This is a genomic window from Pseudomonas sp. V98_8 (assembly GCF_029967975.1).
In the GTDB taxonomy this organism is placed as follows: Bacteria; Pseudomonadota; Gammaproteobacteria; order Pseudomonadales; family Pseudomonadaceae; genus Aquipseudomonas; species Aquipseudomonas umsongensis.
In genome coordinates, this window is record NZ_JASCAE010000001.1 from 186558 (window position 1) to 210576 (window position 24019).

The window sequence follows — 24019 nt, forward strand, 5'->3', positions numbered from 1 at the left end:
GGTGGCTTCCTTATCTACAGCTGGCCAGAAAATGCTTTTTGAGACAATGCACAGAAATTCAACATCTCCAGTTGATGCGCAGACTCTTGATTACTCGTGAGCGATTTGGCTTTCCAATAGATAGAAGAAAACTCTTTTTGTTTCTGCATGCCCGGCACTGGAAGCTCAATATCATAAAGCTCTTTTGTGCGAATCCCTTTTACTGTGCTGCCGGAAGAGCGAGCAAAAATTAAGTCCTGAACGAATGGGTGCAACAACAAGAACATGAGATACTCATGCGTTACTTTCCCTTTAGATCGTAGTGCAATCAAACGCTGACCAATTGCAACTTTCTCATAGTCGCCAAGCAACGCCACATTCCCAAGCGGTGCTTCAGTTGTGAAAAGAACATCATTCTTTCTTGGAAACCCCCTTGTCATCCATGCGTCATAGTTTTGCTCGGGAATGTATTCTCTTGGATCTTCATCAACATATCCATTCCTTACATTCTTGGCCGTAATCAATGGGATTCCGGTCTCCGATTTCTCCGGTGTCTTACCTCGATAATCTATGTAGTCAACTAACCCCGAGATTTTGTACCTCTCTGAAGACTCATACCCGGAAGAAGTAACTACATCACCGAACATGTCCAGAAACACGGCGCGGAGGAAGTCGTCGGCGAGTTGGATGGCTTGCTGGCGCTTGCGACGGATGGCGTCGGCCTTGTCGAGGATGGCGGCGATGCGTTTTTGATCGGGCAGGGGTGGGAGGGGTATTTCAAACTCCTCCACGATTTTTTTGGACACTTCCTTGAATGTTGCACCATTACCAAGCGCCTGCAGCCGCCCAGAGCTATGTTTCATGCAGTAATACAGATAAAGCCCATCCACACTCGCACTTGGAACAAGGCTCTTAAAGCCTTGATTTGTACATAAATCCCTACCGGCAATTGCGATATTCCCAATCGGTGCGCGAGAAGTTACCAGAACACTTCCCTTTGGAACCATTGATGTCGAGCAGCTTCTAAATCCAGCCGCTGATATGTACTCAGGCGCATCCTCCAAAATTGGGCAGGCCAAGTCAGATACATCCTTGGGTGTCACCCACGGTACATCGGGGGAATCCCAATACTCTGGAATTTCACGCTTGGGTGTGGCACCACCTACAACCTCGCAACAATCCTTGAGTTTTACCAACGGCCAACTCACAGCATCCCCTCCAGCTCATTCAGATCCGCCATAATCTCCTGCTCCAACCCCTTGAGTTTTTGCAGTATCACCTTTGGGTCTTCGTACTGCTCCTGCTGATACACCACTTCTTTGTAGCGGTTGATAGAGAGGTCGTACTTGTTGGCAGCGATATCCTCAGCCAGTACGACAAATGCCTTTTTGCTCTTGTCGCCAAACAGGGTGTTGATAGTGCTGGCGCTCAGATTACCTTCGACCATCCGCCGATATTTGTGCCATTGGGCGATAGCATCTGGCAGGTCGTTGCTGCCCTCGCCCTTCAACTCGGTGCGTTTGTCGTCCAGTGAGTAGCCGTCGGCCTGCAAGTCGTAGAACCACACGCGTTCGGTGGTGCCGCCCTTGGTGAAAATGAGGATGGCAGTGCTGACGCCAGCGTAGGGTTTGAACACACCGCTGGGCAGACTGACGATGCCTTCGAGCTGGTTGTTGTCGAGCAGCTCCTGGCGCAGTTGCTGGTGGGCCTTGCTGGAGCCGAACAGCACGCCGTCCGGCACGATCACCGCGGCGCGACCGCCGAGCTTGAGCGAGCGCAGGATATGGGCAACGAACAGCAGTTCGGTCTTTTTGGTTTTCACCAGCCCGAGCACATCGGGGTTGGTGTTGGTTTCGTCCAGAGTTCCCTTAAATGGCGGGTTGGCCAGCACTACGTCAAAGAAGTTCTTCTCCTGACGCGGGTAGTGCTCCTTGATGGATTTGCTCAGTGAGTCCTGGTAGCGGATGTTCGCGCCGTTCACGCCGTGCAGCATCATGTTCATGCTGGAGACGCGCAGCATGGTGGTGTCAAAATCGAAGCCCCAGAACATCTCACTGTTGATGTGCTGACGGTAAGGTTCGAGCAGGTCGCCGGTGTAGTGCTGGTTGCCGTCTTCATCGGTGAAGATGCCGGCCTCGCTAGAGTGCACGCGGTTGAGGTATTCCATGATGCGGGCGAGAAAGCCGGCAGTGCCGCAGGCCGGATCGCAGATCACATCCGTCGGTTGCGGGGCAATCAGCTCGATCATGGCATCGATGATGTGGCGCGGGGTTCGGAACTGGCCGTTGATGCCGGCAGTGGTGAGCTTGCTCAGCAGGTATTCGTAGATATCGCCCTTCACGTCGCTCTGGGTCAGCGGCAGGTCGTTGACCATCTCCACGGCAGAGGCCAGCACGGACTCGTTTTTGATCTCCAGGTCGGCGTCCTGCATGTATTCGCTGATATGCCCGAGACCTTCACGCTCACCGCCCTCGCCGTCGGCGCTGCCCAACTTCGCAAAGAAGGGATAAACCTTCTGTTTGAGGTGCTTGTGCAGCTCCTTGCCGCTCATGTTGCGGAAGTTTTTCCAGCGCAGCAGTTGGCCTTCTGGCGTATTGGGGAACAGGCGGTCGAAGGCATTGCCGGTGCGGTTGGCTTTGCGCTCGGCCACGTCTTCCTGCATGTCGAGCATGCGGGCGAACATCAGGTAGCTAATCTGTTCGATCACAGTCAGCGGGTTGGTGATGCCGCCCGTCCAGAACTTTTCCCAGAGCTTGTCGATATCGGTGCGGATTTTACCAGTGAGCATGCGAGGTACTTCTCTTGTTCAGAAATTTGGAGATCAGAGCTGGGCAGCCAGCTCTTCTTCGGATGATTGTTGGGCGAGTAACGGCATGGCTTCGGTTGGCTCCGGGGTTTCGTCAATGGCTTCGACAATCAATGACAGCCGCTCGCTTTCAAAATCCATGTGAGTAGGCTCCAGCGCCGGCAGGGTTTTGCTGACTTTGGCTGAGAGCTTGTTGAAACGCTCCACTTTGCCGTAGAGACCCTGCTTCCCGGCCAGTGCCTTGACGGTTTCGTTGTAGTGGTTGCTGACGGTATTGAGCGTGGCGCCCAGCTTACCGAGACGCTCAGCCACAATGCAGACTTGGTTGTAGATCTCGCCAGCCTTCTCGCTGATTTCCCGCGCCTCGGCATTGCTGCGTTCGATCATCCACAGGTTGGAGACCGTGCGCAGGATGGGGATCAGGGTGGTATGTGAGACCAGCACGATACCCTTCTTGTAGCCGTACTCAAACAAGTCCTTGTTGTGCTTCATTGCCTCGATGTAGGCCGGCTCAATAGGCATGAACATCAGCACGAAGCTCGGGCTGCGCATACCAACGAGATTGGTGTAGTCCTTGGATGCAAGGTCATCAATATGCTTACGCACAGCTTTGATGTGGTCGGCCATAGCAAGCTGGTACGCCTCAGGTGACTCAGCGCCGACAGCACGATCATAAGCGTTCAATGACACCTTGCTGTCGATAATGATGTGCTTACCATCCGGTATTTTTACAAGGTAATCGGTCTGCTTGCTTTTACCCTCGGCGTCCTTAAAGGCGCTTTGTACCTCGAAGTGTGCTTCTTCGATCAAGCCGCTCATTTCAAGCGTCCTGCGCAACTGGGCCTCACCCCAAGCGCCTCGCTGCTGCGAGTCGCCTTTGAGTGCTGAGGTGAGGTTATTGGCCTCTTTGCTCATTTGCAGACCGATATCAAGAACCTTTTTGATTTCACCATTGAGGCTGGTGTTGCCCTGCTGAGAGGCGTCGTGCACGTCGTTGATACGCTTCTGGAAACCCTCGATCTGCTCTCGAAAAGGCTTGAGAAGACCATCGATACTAGTCTGACTGATATGGGTGAACGTCTTGCCTTTCTCTTCGAAGATCTTGTTGGCCAGGTTTTCAAACTCCTGGGTGAGCGACTTTTTGGTGTCAGACAGTTGGGTCATCTGCTCCTGAAAGTGCTCCTCGCGTTTCTGTAGGGTGGTTTTAAGCTCGGTATGGTCGGAACTGAGCTTATGCAAACGTTCCTGCAACTGGTTGAAAGACTCTATCTGCTGGGCATGCGTTTGCTTGGCCTCTGCAAGTTGCTCGCGCACTTCTCGTTCGGAGGTTTCTAGCGCCTTAGCCCGTTTGCCTTCGCTCGCCAGCTCGTCCTTCAGACCGTCGCGCTCAGTTTGCATGGACGCGTTTTTCGTTTCTGCAGCGGTAAGCCGCTCTCGCAGCTCAGCAACCTGCTCTTGAAAGCCCCGCACTTCAGCCTGGGCCGTTTCCAAGCGTTTGGCCGTCTCATGATGATGTTGGTTCGCCTCTTCCAGTTTCAGCTGCAATGCCGCGCCTGTGTCTTTGCTTGTTAGCAGCTCAGCATGGAGGCGTGTCGCTGTATCGGCTGCAGCGTGCAGCTGTGTCTGCAGCTTGCCTTGCTCCACCTGCAGGTTATGGCATTGCGCTTCTTCTGCTTTGAGCCGACCTTGCAGTGCGGTCTGTTGGGCATCAGCAGACGCTTGGCCTTGCTGTGCCTGTTCTAGCTTCGCAGTCAGCATGCTGACCTGCCGCCCCTGCCGCAGGGCCGCGATAAAGTAGCCAATCACCGCACTCGCAATGGCGAGCACTACGCTGGTCACGATAATTTCCATCGTCCATTGACTGGCTAACATGATGGCTCCTAGAGGGTGCTTGGCGGAGTAGTTCCGCGCAAAAAGGGTTTGATTACTGCAACCAACTCGGTGATATCAGCGGGTGCGAAGACGCCGTCGATACCCTCGTGGGAAACGCTGTCGAACGGTGGTTCGTAGAGTTTTTCCACTACGATGCTGCCGTGCTGAGAGATGTAGTTCTTAAGCAGGTTCATAAAACGCACCTGCTGGGCCGTGAGGCTTGGATGGGCATGGAGGAAGCTTTTGAAATGCTCCTCGATGGCTTGTGCATCCAGACCGATGATCTCGCGCACGGTTAAGTGCAACTGATCGGCCGTGCGACCGTAGAACTCATTGAGCACTTCCAGACTGACGCCAGGGTGGCTTGTGAGGATGGTCGACGTGAGTGTTTTCAGCTCCGGTTCGGCAATGGGTTCGCCCTTGTAGATTTTCTGCAGGGTCGGGTTAGCCGCGAGCATGCCGTCGAGAATGTCCTTGAGGCGACGGCGATAGATCATCGCTTCGCTGGCACCGGCGATGTACACCGCTCGCTCCCCGCCCTGCACGTTGTCATCCCTGGTTTTGGTAGTGTCTATGCCATACCCCGTGGTGGTTCTTGTTTGCCGGTATTTCATGATGCCGCGAAGTTCTTTGCGCGCGTTTTCCAGTTTGTCGATGCTCGGGTTTTGCCAGAAACCGGCGCTGCGCACTTCGGCAATCAGCACATCCTTCTGACGCACGGCCTGGATGTTGACCGCAAGCTTGTCCAACTCGGCCAGCAGGATGATCTTGCCATCATCGAAACAGCTGGCCTTCTCGACCAGGCAACGCTGGATGCCAGCAATCAACTTGTCCAACGCTGTGGCGTGTTTGTCGCGCAGCACCCGGGCCGACATTAGCGGGGCAATGGTATTGCTGAGCAGGTGCTGGGTTTTAGCATCGAACTGTTGCAGCAGATTGGTTTGCTGCAACTGGTGGACGACACGGAGCTCGCGCTTCACCGCCACGCTGTTTTCCGGCAGGTCATTGATGTCTGTACGTAGCAGTTCAATGGCTGTGTCGAACGCTGCTGCATGATTCTGACGGAGTGCGGCCTGGGCAAGCTCCAAACGAACTTCGAAAGTGGTTTGCAGCAGGGATTTGCCGCCAGTGTCATCTGGTTCCTGATAATCCTGCTCGAAGAAATCGAAGTTTCCGTAGTGATCGAAGATCAGGAACTCGCTTTTATGTAGACCAGTGCCGAACAGATTAGGCCGCAGACGCGTGCCACGACCTATCATCTGCCAGAACTTGACCCAGGATTTGACAGGCTTGGCGAATACCAGGTTGACCACTTCCGGAACGTCGATACCGGTGTCGAGCATGTCTACTGAAATGGCGATGCGGAAGTGGTTATCCGGCTTCTTGAATTCCTTGATTAGGGTGTCCACATGAGGAATGTCGTTGTGGATGACCTTACAAACCTTGACCCCATACTGCGGGTAGAGCTTGCAGAAGAGCTTTTCCAGATGCTCGGCGTGGTCCTGGCGTTGGGCGAAGACAATGGTCTTGCCGACCAGTGAACGGGTCTCATCCTTGATGCCGTTGTTAATAAGATTTTCTAGGATAATGCGATCGGTGTCCTCACTGAAAATCTTGCGACCAATGTCCTTGCCGGCAATGGTGGTGCGCTTGGCCTCCTCCTCGCCGAGGTCATCTTCCAGCTGGCGCTTCTGCTCATCGCTTAGGTCGTTGTAATGGATTCCGTCGCGCAGGAAGTCAGTAGTCAGGTCACGTACACGGAACGGTGCCAGATAAGGGGGCTCGTTGTTGATGGCGGCATCCAAACCGAACTCGAAGGTTGGATCGGTGGTTTCACAGTCGAAAATATCAAAGGTGTTGCGGCTGATGAACTTCACTGGAGTAGCGGTGAGGCCAACTTGTAAGGCATCGAAGTAATCGAACAGGTCGCGGTACTTGTTGTAGATGCTGCGGTGACTCTCGTCCGCAATAATCAGGTCGAAGAAACCCACATCGAGCTGAGCGAAGCGGTTCATCATGCCCGGGTAGGTTGCAATGTAGATGCGTGCGGTCTGATCCACCTTGTTTGTTTCACCAATTACACAACGCGGCTCGCTAGGCAGGTTCTGCTTGAAAGCCTCATCAGCCTGCACACGCAGCTCCTTGCGGTCGCAGAGAAAAAGCACGCGTTTGGCCCAACCAGTGCGCAGAAGCAGCTCGGCCAAGGCAATAGCCACACGGGTTTTTCCGGTGCCGGTGGCCTGGATAATCAGCGCCTTGCGGCGCTGCTTTTGGAAGTGCGCAGCAACAGTCTTGATTGCTTCAATCTGGTAGGGCCGGTCGGCAATACTCAGCTCGGGGTTGTGCTTTTCCAGCTCCGCGATGCGGTACTGACGCTGATAGTTCAGGTATTCAAGGCTGTCCTTGCTGTAAAGGCCGTACACTGAACGATAGGTGTTGTACTGCTTATCATCCCAGATAAAAGTTTCGTAACCGTTGCTGTAGAAAATCACCGGGCGCTGCATACCCATGCGCTCGAAGCCGTCGGCGTACATACGGGCTTGTTCGCGCCCTTCCTGCAGACTCACATTGCCGGACTTCTTGACTTCGATCACGGCCAAGGGCTGGCCGTTGTCACCCCATAGCACGTAATCCGCAAACCCCTTTCCGGAAGCGTTATCGGGGAAGTCGACTTCCACCTCCATGCCGACCTGAGCCGGATTGCTGACATCCCAGCCGCCCTGCAGCAGCATGGCGTCGATCATCAGTGCGCGGGTCTTGGCTTCATTCCATTGCAGGCTGTCGGCAACCTTTTGGCTTTGCTGCTGACGCTTTTGTTGATCTGGCTTGGCAGGCTTGTCGAGCTTGTCGAGGTTGCGGGTGCGCTCCTGCTCCAGCTTGTCCATGACGCGCTGCAGCTCTTCCTGTTGCTTCTGCAGTTTTTTCTCGTAACTGGAAAACGATTGCTGAAGCTGGCTGAACGCAGCGGTCGGATCCTTGACCTCAATGAACGCCGGCAGCGCTGCGTGAGTAACGCCGTAGTATTTTACAGCCATGTACTTGGCAAGCTCATGCGCTGCATTCAAAGCGAGCTTGGCGTTGCGCACATCGCCCTCACCACCATGAGCAGTGTCGTTACCCTGAATACGCAGGAAATTAATCTGATAAACCAGAGACTTGCTGGCGCAATCAGCAAACACGGGGTCTTTCACCAACTCATAGAAGCTCGCCTGCGGCAGACGCGGCAGCAGTTCCTCTTTGTAGATCGTTTTGGTCAGCTCCTCAGCAAAGCTGCGCAAGCGGGTGAGCGCGCTGCCCGGATCGATGTGCAGCACCGCTTCGGCAAGGCCAGCCAAGTTGGCCAGCAATTGGTTGCCGGGGCGAAGGAACTCGAAGTTAACTGATTTCATAAAGGCGATTCTGTCCATATCGATCCTATAGCGAGGACCGTGCCAGTTTTAATCGATGCCGTATTTGTCCATCCAGTTGCTCAGCGTTTGCTGGCTTTTAAGGCCTAACAGGCTAGCTGCCCGAGTTTTGTTGTGCCCAGTAATCGTCAGCGCCTTATGTATATATCGGCCCGCGATTAAAGAAATTATCTCTTGTATATCAATGCCTTGTGAAACATCCGCGGCCAAAAAATCGGCTTCCGTCTGCGGTAATTTGAACAGCGCCTGTTCGATATCGCTAGCGGCTATCAGATCACCTCGACACCATAGAGCAGCTCGGAGCAACGTGGATTGCAGCTCACGGACATTGCCACGCCAAGGGTGCTGAAGGATAAGATTTTTTGCTTCTGCGGAAATTTTCTTATTGCCGAGACTGGGGTCTTGGCTGCTAATACCAGACAGCACCTTTTCAGAGAGCAAAAGCAGATCGCCCTCCCGCTCCCTGAGAGGCGGGAGGTGCAAAACGCCGACGGCGATGCGGTAGAAAAGATCTTCACGGAAGCGGCCTTTTGCAACCTCCTGCATTAGGTTGCGGTGAGTCGCAGTGATCAGCCGCACATCAACTTTGAGTTCCTGACTCGCTCCCACTGGGGTGAAGGTGCCTTCCTGTAGCACTCGCAGGAGGCGTACCTGCACATCAGGCGTCAGTTCCCCGAACTCATCCAGGAACAGCGTGCCACTGTGTGCCTGTTGAAAAACACCCGCCCGATCTGCCACCGCCCCCGTGAATGCACCTTTCTTGTGGCCAAACAACGTGGAATCGATCAGCTCAGGCGCAATGGCACCACAGTTGACAGCGACAAACGGTCCAACAGAGCGCGGCCCAGCATTATGAATCGCCCTGGCAAACAACTCCTTACCAGTGCCGGTTTCGCCGTAAATCAGTACCGATACCTGCTTCAGCGCCAGAATCTGCGCCTGCGACTTGAGCGCCAGCATGCGTTCGCTCTGCGCGACGATACTATCGAATGCGGCATCCACTGGCGCATCTAGCCCTGCGAGCTGAACGAGCTTATCGGTGCTGATCGCATTAGCTGCCGGGACATACTCAGCCGCAATTTCGAACGGCACCTCAACTTGCTGAACACCCTGCTCAAGGGAGGACTGGTAAAAGGTTGCCGGGTAGCGAGTCTTGCCTAAAAGAATCCACACCGCTTGCATGGCAGGTGTTCCGGGGCTGAGGAGGATAGACAACTGAGCACCTGGAGTACTCAGATGCTTTAAAAGCTGATTAGCTGCCTGATAGATCTCCCCGAAATGGACGGGGGAAGACAATTTTTCGTAATACGCCGTGATCGGCACATCGATCTGCTCGCGGAGCCAGGCAAGATAGGGCTCAACGCGCTCCACGGGATACGAGTAAAGCAACTGGACGCTATCGGCAGCTACAGCTTTTAGCGTGGACAAAATCGGGCCAGCTTCACCGCCTGAAACTGCATTGAGATCATTCCCGCCAACCCAACTGGCCAACACGCGTTGCTTTTTCACCACTGTCCCTGTACTCCCGGCCTCCCTCTTGCCCATTAGCAAGCTGGGGAAATTGTGCTCTGGTTCGCGACATAGATGGTAAGCCATCGGTTGTTGACACTTCTGCCGAATTGATCCGCGTGCCGACGCAACACTGAACCACATCCGACCGGAACAACTTCAGCACAGCCAATGGTTCGCAAGGAATAAACTAGGTCAAGACATCTCAGCAACTGGGTCAATTCGACGGCGGCGCCAACATAGTGCGGTTTACAGCGCAGAAAAGAGGTTTACACGCCCGGCATTAGCCGCATCGCGCATCAACGGCCATCACATTGGCCTCACCTTTCAGCACGGCAGCTTTTGGGGGCTGGCCGACGGCAGCGTTGAGAGCATTTTCAACAGAATCAGCGCCCATAGTGTGATATCACTGGGCTACAATCAACAGCAGCCTACACGCTCAGCTGTCAGGAACACCTGATGATGGCTGGCCCGAAATACGGATATTTCATGCTCTGGTCCCCTGCACCTCAACCACTCCTACCTCTATCTCCCCTGTCGCGTGCGTTTGCTCCGCGAACGGGCACCTTGGCGCGCGCCGCCGATAGGAATTTCGACTGTCTATGAATTATTTCACCGAAACGGCAGCCAACATCCTTGGCAATAAGAAGCTCCGCAGCCCCCAGATCGAGGCCTACATCAAAGCGCAGGAGCATTTCGAAAACTCCAATGAGGATGCGCTGATCGTCCTGCCGACCGGGACAGGCAAAAGTGGACTGATCTCCATCGTGCCGTTTGGCCTGGCAAAGGGACGCGTTTTGATCATCACACCGGGCTTGGTCACGAAGCAGAGCATCCGAAAGACCCAAGAGCTGCTGGAAGACAATTTCTGGATCAATTTCGATGTGATCTTCAGTGCCGAGGATCTACCGGTCACGTGCGAATTCAACTCGGACACTCACCAGTCCAGCCTTGAGCAGGCTCACTTCGTCTACTCGAACATCCAGCAGGTGCATAACGAGCGTGGACAGCCACTGACGAAGCGGGTGCCGTCTGACTTCTTCGACCTCATCATTATTGATGAAGGACACCATGCGCCGGCTGGTAGCTGGCAAAAAACCCTGGCCCACTTCTCCAAGGCCAAAAAGATTTTCGTCACGGGTACACCGTTCCGAGGCGACAACCAGGAGGTGCCGGGAAAACTGATCCACAAGACACCTTTGTCCGAGGTGATGCGTGATCGGTACGTGAAGTGGCTGAGGAAAGAGACCGTCAATGCTCATGAACTCTACTTCACGATCAACGAGCAGCCGGGCGTTCGTCTCTCCAAAGAACAAGTCCTCGAATTCAAGGAGCCGGAATGGGTGGAGCGCAGCGTAGCCCTGTCCCAAGAATGCTCGATGGATGTGATCAACCTGAGCATTCAGAAGCTGAATGAGCTTCGGAAAACCTCTCCTGATGTGCCACACAAGATTCTCGCTGTTGGCTGCAGCGTCACCCATGCCGAGGACCTGCGCACCTGGTATCAATTCAAGAACCTGACTGTGGCTGTCGTGCATAGCTACATGGATCAGGCCGATATCGCAGCGGCGTTTCGGGTGATCGATAACCACCAATGCGATGTCGTCATCTCCGTGAACATGTTGATGGAAGGTTACGACCATCGGTACCTCACGGTTCTCGCGCTTTTCCGACCCTACCGAAGCGAAAACGCCTTTGCGCAGATCGTGGGCAGGGTCCTGCGGGCTATTCCGGACGAAGAGATCACGGCCTTTGAGATCGATAACAATGCCGTGGTGATCTATCACCAGGAGACCGGCTTGGACTCGATGTGGACGGCCTTCCAGACTGAGGTTGACAGAGCCAAACATCAGCGGACCCGCGACTACACAATCACGGACGAGGACTACACCCGCAAAGAGCAGGAGCTGGGGGGTGTTTCCACCTCCGAAGCGTTTGTGAGTGACCGGGACTCGTACCTTGTAGACTTGGACTTCAACAAAATCTTTTCCGAGAAAAGGGCTGAGGTCGATTCCATCGCGACCCAGAAGGTCCAGGCGCTTCCTGGTATCGAGGGCTACGGCGCAGATGTTCTGGCACAGCTCAAGAGCGTGTTCCTCAACGCCGAGACGAAGAAAGCGGCTCAGATCATAGATCCCAACCTTGTGGAGAAGCGGCCTGAGATCGCTCGCAAGCAGTTGCGAGAGCTCCTGACCAAGAAGGCTCAGGACGAGGTCGCGACCTTGCTCAGCGACCTGCAGATCCCAGAAAAAGCTTCTACCCTTTATCCGATATTCAAAAACCACCTGCCGATGGTGAAATCCAACACACCTAACGACGGTATACTGGTCAGCTTTATCAACACCAAGCTGGCAAAGAAATTCGGTAGGGTTGCCGACCGCGACAATGGCTTGCTGACCAAGTCAATTGAGGACGTAGAAGTGATCATCGATGAACTGAGGAGAATACTGAAATGAGTCTTGAATCCATCAAATTACTGGTTGATGAGCTCTCGACTCTCCACGTAACCCGTGGCGTTCAGCCCAGTGAGCTCATCGACAATCTCTTCGAAGACGACTACATCGAGTCCTCAGCACGGAAAACATCTCAGGGTCTTGTGTTCGAGCTGACCTTCCAAGAGGTGGATGATGACGGGTCGCCGAACAGGGTCACCATGCGCTATACCTACGACCTCAGCCGTCATCTGGTGCTTGTGGAACAAAAAGTCGCGGCCAAGCGGTTCAGCATTCAGTGGGATCGTGCCCGCGCCGTCCAAGAGCGGCTGGGCAAGCTTGACGCGCTGCTCGCTGAGCGGCTGCCGCAGGAAAGGGTCGCCGCGATCCTTTCAACGATGCCCCAAGACTACCTGGCACTCGCTCCTCGTCTGCAGTTGGTAGCCTAACCCTAACCTTTCCCTCACTGCGGCTGATCTTCAACCAGCAATGATCTCGCCGCAGTGAATCTGCACAATGCGCCGATACGTCTCGTACAAAGAGATAAGGTCTCCTTGAGCCATGATCTTCAGAGGGGAACGGCCCTCAAAAAAGGCGTTGGCATCGTTAAAGCCTGGAACCCTCTTACGCTGTCTTGGTTGCTGAACGCTCCACTCAGAATACCGTGGATGCCGATCACCAATCCGATCCGCTGCTGCAGATCCACATAGAGCCTACTCCACGTCACACACCCAGAGTAGAGCGGCGAAAAGTCGAATGGGATATCCGCATGATGCTACAGGCTTGCTTAGCCGTTACCTGCCAGGCGGCGATGATTCGAAGCGCGACCTTCAGGCCGACAGAGCTCTATTCGCCGGTGAGTAGCTGATTGTTAGTCATGGTCTCGATTCCTGCGCTTTGATTCACTGATCACTCAAACCCTTGCCATATTTATTCGACGGTTCAGCACATGCATCGCAGCCGACCAGGATGCCGAGACCGAACAAACCCATTCCTGTAATCACCTTGCGGCGGTTCAACAAAAAGCTCATTCGCAACTGCCTTTGGGAAGTCGGAGAGATCATAGAACGCTATGTGTTGGTCGGCCTGAGCTTAAGAACCTTATCAAAATTACGTTGAGCAATCCCTTCCTCCAACGGCGTAATTGCCAAAGATTGAAAGCAGCCCAAATGATTGCCCACAGACCCACCCGGAGGACTGCACGGAGAGGCAATTGCGCGCTAGATGTCGATGCAGAACAAAGCCCTCGGCGAAATTACTCCGATCATGCATTGCGAAACCGAGATCGGAGCCAAGCAGGTTCTCCGTATACTTCAAGCTTTAGAGTGCGGTGGTCCTGTCTGATGCTGGCTTGGCGACTAGCGAAGGTTAAGTAATTTGGAATCGGCTGCTGCCTGAGGAAGGTGTGTTTGCCAGCCGTTTACCCTTCTCCGCCATGGTTGTCCGCCTATAATTCCATTGATCGGTACCAAAGGAGCGCCCGGCAACATGACAATGGTCCATGAACGTACCCGCAGCGTTGTCCAAACAGAAGCTTTTTTGCGAGATATTGTCAGAGACGTCACCCTGCCTGAGAGGGTGCGGCTTCGAGCCGAAGGTCTTCTGCGCCATTACCCCGCGCCCGATTACATTTGGCTCGCCGGCCGGCTAGAGGAACATCGGAGGGCCGAGCTAGCTCGGCTAGACGAAAAACACGGACCGTTGCCAGCGGTATTAGGGACTTGGCTGGCGGTAGAGCCTATGTTCTGCGACGGCTCCAACTCAGAGCCCGCCCCATAGCATCGAAGCGTCTGGATAGATGTCGCGCCCGGTTGAGTTAAGTGGCGAGCCTGGCCAGTCGCCTTGATCAAAGGTCAGCCATTTCACTGAATCTTCCTAGAGCCAGCCTACACCCTGACGGGAAATCGTACTGAAAGCGACGTATGAACCCAGTTGGTCTGGGTCAATGCACGGATGCCGTCGGCTCCCACGTTTGGAATACCATCAAGGGCTCGTAGGGTAACAATGATGAACACCGGCAATCGCTGAGTCATCGCCGGCTCGTTGGCCCCTAACGTTGCCTTAGCCTATGAAGCCCCAAGTCTCAACGGCGGTTCTCTGGGGGAAACTCTTGCGATGCACCTTCACGGGAGACCACTTGCTTCCGTGTTCGACTTGAGCTGCCTCGTAACCGTAGGCGACTCCGGTAAAATGCCCACCGCAGTCGTGCCACTGAAACCACCATATGTCACCAATAACGCTAATACGTGGGGATTACGAACGCTGTACTTCACCACGCGCCAATTTAACAACTCATCGCCTTCCATCATGTCGTGCCGGGTACTTTTGGTTTAATTTGGGGATAACTATCAACTATGAGATGTGCTTACTGTAGAAAAAATAGTGAATGATGGTTCAACCATGTCGGCGCTGACTGAAAACTGAGCCAGGTTAAATCGTATCGGCGCCTACACACACCTTCCTGGTGCGATGTTCCAAGCCCGCTCGCAGATAGTAGAATCAGTCGGTTCGAACACGTATTGTGCCCTCTAGAGAACCTGAGCTTCGGCCACCGGCGCCTGACATGACGAGAGGTCTTGTCAGGGCTTTCTCTTGACAGGAGACTGGTAGCGATGGCTTGCGAGGTGCGATATGCATGACCAAATCATGGGAGTGAGATGATCATAAATTGGGTAAAATAGCCCACACCTACAAGAATAGGGCTATCTGATAACGCCCTTAGGGAATTTAACCTGTGAGAATCTTTACGCCGTTGCCAGGTGAGTACATTGCTTCAGCACTCAAACGAGGAAATGAGTTGCTAAGTTTCGAGTCTCTAGCGACAGAAGATTTCTATATAAAGCCCGTACCAAGAGCTGGTTTCGGAGTAAGCAGATCACGTGAACGTGTAAAGGCAGAATTCCGCGAGCATACAGTATTCAATTTCCCGAAATTCCTGACTGAACACAACATAGCCGAAGATGTGTTAACCAACCACACTTTGTACCCCATAAATGCAGCACTGGGCCGTTCACGTGCGCACACCAATGTCACTCCGAAGGTTTGGGCAAAGATGTGCCCAGAATGCGCAGTGGAAGACCTTGAAACTCATGGCAGCTCATATATACATAGCAGGCATGTCCAAGCCTATGTTGAGGTGTGTAATATCCACGGCTCTAAATTATTAGAAATTTGCCAACACTGTTCAACACCTATAAGCCGCCACGCTGTAGCTAAATTAGGGCAATGCAGCCAAAAACACAAAATCTCAAAAAGATCTAAGCGCCAACTAAATTCGCCTCCACATCTGTATGCATCATTCATCGCAGAACTCCTCAACTATCGCGGCCCAATGGTCAATCGATATCTTGCTGATTTTATAGCATACATCAGCATATTCAAGCATTACGCCAAGAATCTAGCCCCCCCGAACAAGAAGCTAGACATGACTTCTATTATAAAGCGCGAACTTGGGCTATCAGTTAACTTTAGTACATTCGCTAGGCCACTTGATAATAAGCTTCCAATTTATGCCTTCATAGGCTGTAGGACTGCTGATAGATACTTTGAGCTACTAGATAACGAAAAGATTCGAGACTCATTAAGAGATACCGTTCATTACGCAAACCTTATGAAATGGCGACTTTATTAACAGCTACTTAATACGCAGTAGGTTTATGACTTCGTTATCAGACACTTGAGAAACTCTGATTCCAGCAAAGCTGGCATACGACGCTCATCGCACAACTTTCGTTAAGAGAATAAGTTTTGGCTGCCCATTTTATCTTACGAACTTGATAATCATGGGTAGACTCAAGTAAGTCATCCACCAGTGCGATGCTTATGGGAAAATGGTATGGCTGTCTCAAAAAATCATGGCGATTGGCTACAAGGCTGCAGAGCGCGCCGCGTGTGACCTTCTGTGGTTTGCCCTCCGCGAACATTATCCGGTCATTAGCAACCAAAGCTCTCGCCGAAGGTCAGCGTCCCGAGCCTCCCAATCGATCAAGGTCGTTTGCAGCCTGATGACGAGAGCACGGACTGCCTTTACATCATGGAGGTAAAGACTACTGGCGCCGCCGTGTTGACCTAGCCGCAACGCTGCCGACGTCTCCCTATCTGGTAGCAGAGGTGGAAGGCAAGGTGGTTGGATACGCATTCGCAAGCCAGCATCGAGCGAGGGAAGCCTATCGTTGGTCGGTGGATGTCACCGTATATGTTGACCCCGCTGTGCACCGAAAACGTAGGTGCTTTGCTTGAGGTCAATATCCTCCTACGTCGGATGGGAAACCGCAGTATCGCTTCTCCTTGCGTACGAAACGTTGGCGTTGAACAATCGTAAGACGCTATCCATTGAGCCCAAGTGACTGCGCTTAGGTACAGAAAGCTTTGTTTCTTATGGAAAGGTGTCGCGGTAGTGGCTTACGCTGTCACGGGCCAGGATCAATGGCGCTGATGCAGTAGATCGGGCATGAAGCCCATGAGCAAGTATGGTTTTTCGAAACAGGCATCAATAAGCGTGTGGACGAAGAGTGTGCCGTCTTCCAGCACGAAGGGAACAGCCGACTGATCGATCTTGAAAGTCTTCAGTCGCTTACGTGCGTTGCCTTTCTGGTAGGGATCATTGGCGCGCAGGTCAAATTCTTCTAGGGTGTAAAAAATCAACTCGTGGTCAATATGTGAAACAAAGAATCGGCCGTCGTTGACGAAATATTCCAAGTGGATCATTCGAGTAACTGCACAGTCTTCAAGCAGCTCTGGGATGTGGGCAATTTCCTCAAAAGTCATGCTATTTTCAGTAATAGAACACCAAGCCTTGTCCTCACTTCCCGGTTTGTAAAATTTCGAAACCGAAGGTCTCGCGGCATTGCCATCAGCTGTGAGACCTCTTTTTCGGAAAACTGTACTTACCATTACCTCGTCCGGCTGTGGTTGCAAGTTATTCACATTCAGTGGTTGTGGAATACTCTGGATGCCCAGTGAGACGAATATGTGTTGGTTCGTTTTAATTACTACATCATCGCTAGTCAGCAGAGCCAGATTTTGTATAAGTCCTTCACTGCGTAGGAGTTCGAACAGCGTGAGAACATAACTCGGGGTGTGTTCGATGAGAAGCTGCACCTGATGCTGCGGGTCTAGGATCCTGTTGGGGATTCCTATAAGCAGTTCGGAAGTTTCGGTAACAGAGTGCAAATTATATTTTCTGTATTGCGCGTCGGTCGCAAGCAGGTCTACCTCTGCAGCCTTGTAATACTGGTAAATCGGAGTAGTTTTCTGTGGTGCACGCATGTATCTGCGTTGCACGCTTTGATCCGAGCGATGTATTTCATACACGGTGCGCAGCAATCTTGTGAGAGCAAAATTATCCTTACATTGGCGAGCATTAAAGTCTTTTGCGTCAGTCAAGGTAGAGCAGTAATCGTCAAAGGTTTGCTCAGCCTGCCTGTGTAGTGTTTCTGCGGAGAGTTCATCCAGCTCTCGTTTCTTGCTGTCGATTGAACGGCGATCATGAATGGGATCGCTGATCATCTGCTCCAATTCGATTTCGAGCCTGCTACGTTCAAAGCGCAAAATGCTTCTCATGAAGGTGACTTCTTGCAGTGCTTCCTGCAACCACGGTAATGCAAGCTCAAATAGCGTTGGATCGTCGTCAAAAAAACAATCTGTCATTAAGTGATATGTACCGCCATTGCTACCGAACTTATCACCTGTGCTGCTGAAGTCATCTTCCAACCGACGTAGGAGTATCTGGAAGCGCTCCTCGTGAAGTTCGTCAAAGTAGCTTACAAATTCAGCGGGCATCTTCATGTCATGGGGCTCCTGGCTGATGTGGCTGGACACGGGGCAGTAGTGGCATTCTGCCGAAATTGAAGCTAGTTTTGGGCCATGTGCTAGCTGGATGTCATTGGCGAGGGATGCTGGTTCTTTCAGTGAGCTTTGTCCAAGCGTGGCGGCCTCGGTGGCTACCATCGGGCTAGGTGACTTACTCTACCAGATCGGTAAGATGCGCCCGGGCCTGCGGGTTTGAGGTTGTGCCGAGGGCGATCATGCCGATGACATTCCCGGAGTGAATGGCGAAAAGTTTCCTGGTTTTACGTCCGCTGATCTCTCAAGCCGAGGACTTGGCAACAAGCATCATTGCGGAAATGTAGTGGGAGCGCCGCTGTTCATATGCAAGAGGCCCCGCATCAAGTTGCTTTGCATTGAAAGGTTGAGGAACTGGATTGGAGCTCAGGGACATGAAAGGCCTGTGGAACGCATTGAAGCTTAGGCTTGCTAACCTACGGGGAAAGCCAAGCGTAGCTCCCCTTGTACCTCCGCCAATGGAAATAGGTACTGAGGCTCCCATACGCACCAAAGGTGAAGACCGTCTGCGCAGAGTAGGTTATGCATATCGCATCGCTGACGTTCTATCGGAGCTCAGCCCTCGTGAAGGGCGGATTTTCGCGATTCGCGGGGGCTGGGGCTTTGGCAAATCGTCCCTCAAGCACCTTGTCATTGAACAGCTTGAGGCCAGAGATAAGCAATCAGACTGGCTTGATTTTAACCCTTGGCAGTGGGGGGACGGGAACGCTATCAGCCGAGCACTCTTCGGGCAAATCGCGGACAGATTGGGCGGTGACCACTCTCAGGACGCGCTAGAACGCGCCGATACCCTTCGAAAGTACGGCGCCATACTGTCAGGCGCAAGTGCTCCGCTCAAACAGGCAGGTGGATCGCAGCAAAAGATTGCGACGATCTTCACCAATGCGTCGTTGCTTTCCTTTGCTTCCTCCATCGGCTTCAAGCTGCCCTCAGCAGCGATATTCGCTGGTGTTCTGGCAGCCATAGCGATTGCCATATCTCTACTTGGTCGCTGGTTAAGTCACCTCGGACGAGATCGTAGCGGAGAGTCACTCGACAAAATCCTCAAAGCCCTGGAAGAGCGCCTCAGGGAGCTGAAGCGCCCGCTAATCGTCTTTGTCGATGACATAGATCGGCTCGAACAAGACCAGATAAGAGTGCTACTTCGCCAGGTCAAAGCCAATGCGAACCTGCCCAACATTATTTTCGTTTTGCTGTACCAGCCAAGCATCGTGGAGAGCGCACTGGACCCAGTAGCAGACGGGGATGGACGAGCCTTTCTGGAGAAAATCGTCCAAGCGAGTTTCGACCTTCCGATGGTGCCAACGCACATGGTGCATCGGATTTTCACTGAAAATTTATCACAATTGGCAAGCCCCTACGCCACAGAGAAAAACGGTTTTGATCAGGTCCGCTGGGGTAATGCATTGATTGGTTCCATTCAACCACGGCTTCGGAATATGCGGGATGCCCATCGGCTGGTTTCCTCTATCGCGTTACATTTACCGCTGCATGCGTCCGGTGATTTGCTCGAAGTGAATATTGTGGATTTCCTGGTTTTGGAAACACTTCGGGTTTTCGAGCCGTACTTGCATGAAGCGCTTTTTCAGGAAAAATCGCTGCTACTGCAGGACGGTCGGTACCGGGGAGATGGCAAAAGACCGATAGCGGAAGCAGCCATGAAGGATCTACTCATTAGCGTGCAAGAAGACCACCGCGAGCTCGCCAAGGAAACCATAAAACTGCTGTTCCCTCAGGTCGAGTGGGTAATGGGCGGCCCTCATTACGATCATGGTTTCCAGCAGCAATGGGCTGAAGCCAAGCAGGTATGCAGTTCTCGATTCTTTCCGCGGTATTTCGAACTGCAGACCGCCCTCGGTGAGATTTCAGAACGTCGCTTTACTGATTTCGTCGATGCAACGCTGACGGAAGAGCAGCTGGCTGCCTCGATCGCTGCAATCGAAGCTGACGGATTACTCCCTGCGCTCGTGGCGAGGCTGGACGAGTCAGTCAATCGACTGCCGGTTGAGAACGCGGCAGTGCTGCTACCAGGATTGTTTACCATCGCACAGAAACTCGTGGACCACGAGGGTGACCCTTTTAGCTCCCCATGGGTTCGTGCATGGAGAGCGACGTCATGGTTCTTGAAGTTTATCCCAGAGCACAAGCGTGCTGGCCTGGTAGTCGAAGCCTTTCGGGAGACCAAAGCCTTGTCCGTGGCCGTGATGCTTATTCACCTCAGTGACCCTGCAGATCACAAAGACGCGGCTGACTTCAAGCCTACACTCGACCTCCCGACAGTCGAGGCGATGAAGGCAATCTGGTTGCAGTTGGTTCGGAGTCGGGCCGCAGACAAGAATGCCCTGTTGGCGGAACCAGACTTGGCCTCACTTCTTTATCGGTGGAAGAGCTACTCCGGATCGGTTGATGAGCCACGTAGGTGGCTACTCAGTGCCATCGGCACGGATCAAGAATTCGCGATTATGGCTTCAAGCCTTATGAGCGTTGGCACCAGTCATACGCTCGGTGATCGAGTGGGCAAAGTGCAGCACATGTTCAGCAGGGACACGATCGAAACGTTCATCGGGCTAGACGTCGCCATCGCGAGGTGCGAGTCAATCAATCCAGCCGACTTCCCGGACCACGAACTTCCACTGACAACTCTTCGACGCCACCTTGAAGCCTGGGCGCAAAACAAAGGCGAAATTTTGCACTGGTAAGCCCGTGGTGAGCGGCACAACGCCGCGCCGTAGTGTGACTACCTCCTGGCGTAGTGAGGCGCACCGCCAGGCGGGCTGACCAGCTCGTTCTAAAGGCTTAGCAATGAGCTACTGCCCATATCTGAACTCTCACGCCAGCAATTTATATAATAACCGGTAACTTCGACAAGTTTTTTGGCCCACTTACCTGAACCCGGCCCGCCTGTCTTAACGGATGCGATACGAAATATTGATTAAATATGTGTTGAAGTTTTTTTTCGCCTGTTGACTTCACTTCCGCCTGAATATCATTAACAAACTTTACTGAAACAGTATATTTCTTTACTGCCCCGGAAATCTTTTCAATTTCCAGCCTGGATTTTTCAGAAATCTTACCTGTTGTCCAAAGTTCAAAATGAATCGACGTATTTTTCCAGTCAGGGTGAGTCAGGCAGTATTTATATGTATTAGGGATACGAATGGTCAACCAACGAGTGATCTCATCCTCAGATATCAATGCGTATGGAGCGTAGCCTTTGCACTCGATGAAGTAAGTCTTCAGTCCATGCGCTTCCACAAGCACATCAGTTTCGCTCTCTTGCCCACCCTGGTTCCGAATTTTCTCGTTCAGACGCACCCTGTACGAATTCCGGGTTCGACCTACGACATCCGCTACAAAATACTCAAACAGTGTGCCTCTAAGATTGCCAGTTGCACCTTCGAACTTTTTAAGACCCACGAACAGTTTTTCAAGGGTGTCAGCATCGATAGCTTTCTGCCCAGCCTCGGTCAAGGTTTGCATCAATAAGCGCAGCGCCGATGCTACATCTTTGCCAAACAAGCTTGTAGGAGTAGCGGGAATAATTCCCTTTCGCTTCAGTAGATTGAACGCATCGTTGGAATAGCTTTCTGCGATAAAGAAACAAATGCAGGCACCGACATTCTTCAGGTTTTTAACAGTCTCGACCTTTGTAATAAAAGCCAACAGTCCAGACTCGGATACTTCGACATCAAAAAGAATGTCTGCCAGCAAAAATCCTGGTTTTTGCATTCCATCAGCCTTTATCTGACTGATACCAGACAGATAAGAAGGTGCTGTGAGGTCCCAACAGAAGGTACCAACCTGCGGTTGATCCTTCTCTTCAAGATGTCTTAGTTTAACCTTCTCGAAACTGACCAAACCCAAATTTTTGCACCAAGTTTCAAACCCTGCGAGGAAGATATCCTCGGCGGCCGTTCTTGCTCTGAGGGCTGCCACAGCGCCGTCGTACATGCCGGGGCCTTTAGCCAGCGCAATACAGTTACCCGAGCTGGGGACGTACTGTCGCTCTACAAGCTGGGCGCGGAGCAGTTGATCAACCATGGTAGTACTGGAGACGTGCTTTTTTAGCCGTAGAGGAGCACCGCAGGCAATGTGAAAAAATGGCTCCGCCACAATGCCACCCCGCTCTATTAACGCAGCGAGTGCTTTGCCATACGCAGCATTGGCTTGAAGCAGCGCCCCGGTGAGCTTGAGCCAGTACTCATCGGAGCCGAAGTACTCTTTGATATACAGGAACACAGTGTTTCGGGGAAATAGATTGTAGACCCGCCCGATACGCTCGTCAGCACGGCTGACTCGCTTTCTCGCGGCTACGTGAGTGATGCCTTCCTCATTCACCATAGCCGCAACCAGGTCACTGGATAGACATGGTCCCTTGTCCTCAAGCAGCTCATAGACGCTGGTCATCACCCCTCCATGTCACACTGCGCTATTAATATTACAATCCTATCCTCCAAAGCAGCAAAACGGTTTGTTTCCGGGAGGCGCCGAATCTCGAGGGCTGTAGAGGTGTAGACACCGAAATCAGCAGGAGGGCTGTCACAGTCGCAAAAATTTGATGCTCGGCTACGAGGCTTCAATAGCGATGACGCAACGAAGGTTACCATCACCGAACATCGGGAGGAAATCGTGATGTCGATCCTGATTCGAGTCAACCCAGACCGGAGGGGGCAGCACTCATCAACACAAATGCTCGCCGCCTCGAAGTAGATTTATGACTTCGCTATCAGACACCTGAGAAACTCTGATTCCAGCAAAACGGTATACGACGCTAATCGCACATCTTTCGCTCAGGAGATAGGTTTTGGCTGCCCATTTTATTTTTCGGACTTGATAGTCATGGGTAGATTCGAGTAAGTCATCCACCAGTGCGATGCTCATGGGAAAATGGTTTGGCTGTCTCAAAAAATCATGGCCATTGGCTACAAGTCCGCAGAGCGCGCCGCGTGTGACTTTATGTGGTTTGCCCTCCGCAGACATTATCCGGTCATTAGCTACCATAAGCTCTCGCGCAAGGTCAGCGTCCCGAACCTCCCAATCGATCAAGGTCGTTTGCGGCCTGATGAAAGGATGTGCAGACACATATTGCTTCAACCACTCCCGATCGTGACGGTACAGCCAAAGATAGCCAGGCTTCTCGTGACATTTCAGATTGGCGCTGTTGCAAAACGCTGACCGGCGCTCCTCAATATCGCCCTCACTTGCAGCGTTCACTGCATGATTGCCGCCCGGCAAATCTTCACTGAGATAGTCTGCTTTTGGCCGAAAGAGTTTGAGTTGCTCCAGATCTAAACCAAGCAGCCAACAAAGAAAGTAAAATTTCAAAGGCTGCACTACTCCACGTGGACGCAAGACTCGGAAAACCCAATCAGTGGAACTTGTCATCTCCTGAAACTCAGTCGCGTCAGGAATGCAGAGGAGAGGCGAAGCTAGGAATGCTGCTAGCAACTGCTGCCTGATCCGGCCAGATTTGATAAACCCCATCTCATCGAGGCGGTACCTTAGAAAATTACCTGCGAAAAGTGCATGCACCTCCCTTGGATGACCGAGTCCCCAGAACTGCATTTCAGCAATGCTTCGAGCCGCTGTTCTGCCTAGTGAGTGTATTACCGGCGTTCCACCTGCTTCAGCCGGTAGGAGCATGCAACGCCAATCGGCTCCATTCGGAAATATCAGTGCGTGAAGCACTTCTCCGTGGTGCGGGCAAATACAGGTGCCTGCAGCTTGATGAGTTCGGTGCCAGTAGGCAGAGCCGAATTTCAGGACGTCTTCTCTGACGCACCTGTCGCAGTATCTGAAAGATGCGTGTTTAAGAAAACGCGAGGCGGTGATGCCCAGACTCATCTTGAGGCCTGTACCATCGCTGCCGGCCATAGTGATAATGGAAGCTCTGTACTTCGTATCGTCCACAAATGGCCGGTAGAGCGGCAAAAGCGTGAAGCGCTCGATCAAATCGACTACCGGATAGCCTGCCCCAAGCCGTTGGGACAGAGCCCCCAAGCAACACGGCAGAATGGAGCCACAGGTCCTGGAGTAAGTCCCGAACAGTTCTTGGCTTTTGAGGCGATAGCTGCGGTTCGCCGCCAGCCGATGATAACGGACAGCCAAGCTGTAGAGCGACTCATCAGGAAACGGCTGAGGAAAGAAAAGAAGACTCTCCATAGGCCTGA

General features: G+C 52.7%; 15 protein-coding genes and 1 pseudogene. 6 read left to right on the forward strand and 10 right to left on the reverse strand.

Going from position 1 to position 24019, the window contains the following annotated elements; genetic code table 11:
- Positions 1 to 14: 14 nt before the first annotated feature.
- The 5 genes from QLG10_RS00855 to QLG10_RS00875 are packed head-to-tail and all read right to left on the reverse strand — an operon-like array spanning position 15 to position 9573.
- Entirely contained in the window at positions 15 to 1187 is a 1173-nt protein-coding gene (locus tag QLG10_RS00855; RefSeq protein WP_282485264.1) for a restriction endonuclease subunit S, read from the reverse strand.
- Positions 1184 to 2767, reverse strand: a complete 1584-nt coding sequence (locus tag QLG10_RS00860) for a class I SAM-dependent DNA methyltransferase (protein WP_282485265.1) — start codon at positions 2765 to 2767, stop codon at positions 1184 to 1186. Before QLG10_RS00860 ends, QLG10_RS00855 begins: the two co-directional genes overlap by 4 nt.
- A gap of 33 nt (positions 2768 to 2800) precedes the next feature.
- Positions 2801 to 4657 carry a DNA recombination protein RmuC gene (gene rmuC, locus QLG10_RS00865; protein ID WP_282485266.1) on the reverse strand — a complete coding sequence of 619 codons (1857 nt, stop codon included), beginning with the start codon at positions 4655 to 4657 and terminating at the stop codon, positions 2801 to 2803.
- 8 nt (positions 4658 to 4665) lie between these two features.
- Positions 4666 to 8046 carry a DEAD/DEAH box helicase family protein gene (locus tag QLG10_RS00870; RefSeq protein WP_349016945.1) on the reverse strand — a complete coding sequence of 1127 codons (3381 nt, stop codon included), beginning with the start codon at positions 8044 to 8046 and terminating at the stop codon, positions 4666 to 4668.
- Positions 8047 to 8094: 48 nt separating this feature from the next.
- Positions 8095 to 9573: a sigma-54 dependent transcriptional regulator gene (locus QLG10_RS00875; RefSeq protein ID WP_282485268.1), complete on the reverse strand. Its 1479-nt coding sequence runs from the start codon at positions 9571 to 9573 to the stop codon at positions 8095 to 8097.
- Positions 9574 to 10175: 602 nt separating this feature from the next.
- Here QLG10_RS00875 and QLG10_RS00880 point away from each other — a divergent pair.
- Together QLG10_RS00880 and QLG10_RS00885 are read left to right on the forward strand one after the other, a co-directional pair.
- Positions 10176 to 12029 (forward strand): DEAD/DEAH box helicase family protein, encoded by a 1854-nt coding sequence (locus QLG10_RS00880; protein WP_282485269.1) that lies wholly within the window; start codon positions 10176 to 10178, stop codon positions 12027 to 12029.
- Complete coding sequence (locus tag QLG10_RS00885; RefSeq protein WP_282485270.1) at positions 12026 to 12454, forward strand: hypothetical protein; 429 nt, start codon at positions 12026 to 12028, stop codon at positions 12452 to 12454. Before QLG10_RS00880 ends, QLG10_RS00885 begins: the two co-directional genes overlap by 4 nt.
- A gap of 274 nt (positions 12455 to 12728) precedes the next feature.
- Here QLG10_RS00885 and QLG10_RS29580 read toward each other — a convergent pair whose 3' ends face one another.
- Positions 12729 to 12839 (reverse strand): hypothetical protein, encoded by a 111-nt coding sequence (locus QLG10_RS29580; RefSeq protein ID WP_349016946.1) that lies wholly within the window; start codon positions 12837 to 12839, stop codon positions 12729 to 12731.
- Between the two features lie 68 nt (positions 12840 to 12907).
- Entirely contained in the window at positions 12908 to 13036 is a 129-nt protein-coding gene (locus tag QLG10_RS00895) for a hypothetical protein (protein ID WP_282485271.1), read from the reverse strand.
- A gap of 199 nt (positions 13037 to 13235) precedes the next feature.
- Here QLG10_RS00895 and QLG10_RS00900 point away from each other — a divergent pair, with 199 nt between their 5' ends.
- From QLG10_RS00900 to QLG10_RS00905, 3 genes and pseudogenes are all read left to right on the forward strand, one after another.
- Complete coding sequence (locus QLG10_RS00900) at positions 13236 to 13349, forward strand: antitoxin Xre/MbcA/ParS toxin-binding domain-containing protein (protein ID WP_282485300.1); 114 nt, start codon at positions 13236 to 13238, stop codon at positions 13347 to 13349.
- Positions 13350 to 13499: 150 nt separating this feature from the next.
- Positions 13500 to 13784 carry a BPSL0761 family protein gene (locus tag QLG10_RS29585; RefSeq protein ID WP_349016947.1) on the forward strand — a complete coding sequence of 95 codons (285 nt, stop codon included), beginning with the start codon at positions 13500 to 13502 and terminating at the stop codon, positions 13782 to 13784.
- A gap of 2289 nt (positions 13785 to 16073) precedes the next feature.
- Positions 16074 to 16226: pseudogene (locus QLG10_RS00905) on the forward strand (N-acetyltransferase); the annotation flags it as partial.
- A 201-nt stretch (positions 16227 to 16427) separates the two neighbouring features.
- Here QLG10_RS00905 and QLG10_RS00910 read toward each other — a convergent pair.
- Positions 16428 to 17792 (reverse strand): hypothetical protein, encoded by a 1365-nt coding sequence (locus QLG10_RS00910; protein ID WP_282485272.1) that lies wholly within the window; start codon positions 17790 to 17792, stop codon positions 16428 to 16430.
- 431 nt (positions 17793 to 18223) lie between these two features.
- On the opposite strand from QLG10_RS00910, the gene QLG10_RS00915 reads away from it, so the two are divergent.
- Positions 18224 to 20548: a P-loop NTPase fold protein gene (locus QLG10_RS00915; RefSeq protein WP_282485273.1), complete on the forward strand. Its 2325-nt coding sequence runs from the start codon at positions 18224 to 18226 to the stop codon at positions 20546 to 20548.
- Positions 20549 to 20690: 142 nt separating this feature from the next.
- Here the strand turns inward: QLG10_RS00915 and QLG10_RS00920 are convergent, their stop codons facing one another.
- Positions 20691 to 22256, reverse strand: a complete 1566-nt coding sequence (locus QLG10_RS00920) for a hypothetical protein (protein ID WP_282485274.1) — start codon at positions 22254 to 22256, stop codon at positions 20691 to 20693.
- Positions 22257 to 22529: 273 nt separating this feature from the next.
- Positions 22530 to 24011 (reverse strand): TnsD family Tn7-like transposition protein, encoded by a 1482-nt coding sequence (locus QLG10_RS00925; protein WP_282485275.1) that lies wholly within the window; start codon positions 24009 to 24011, stop codon positions 22530 to 22532.
- Positions 24012 to 24019: the final 8 nt, after the last annotated feature.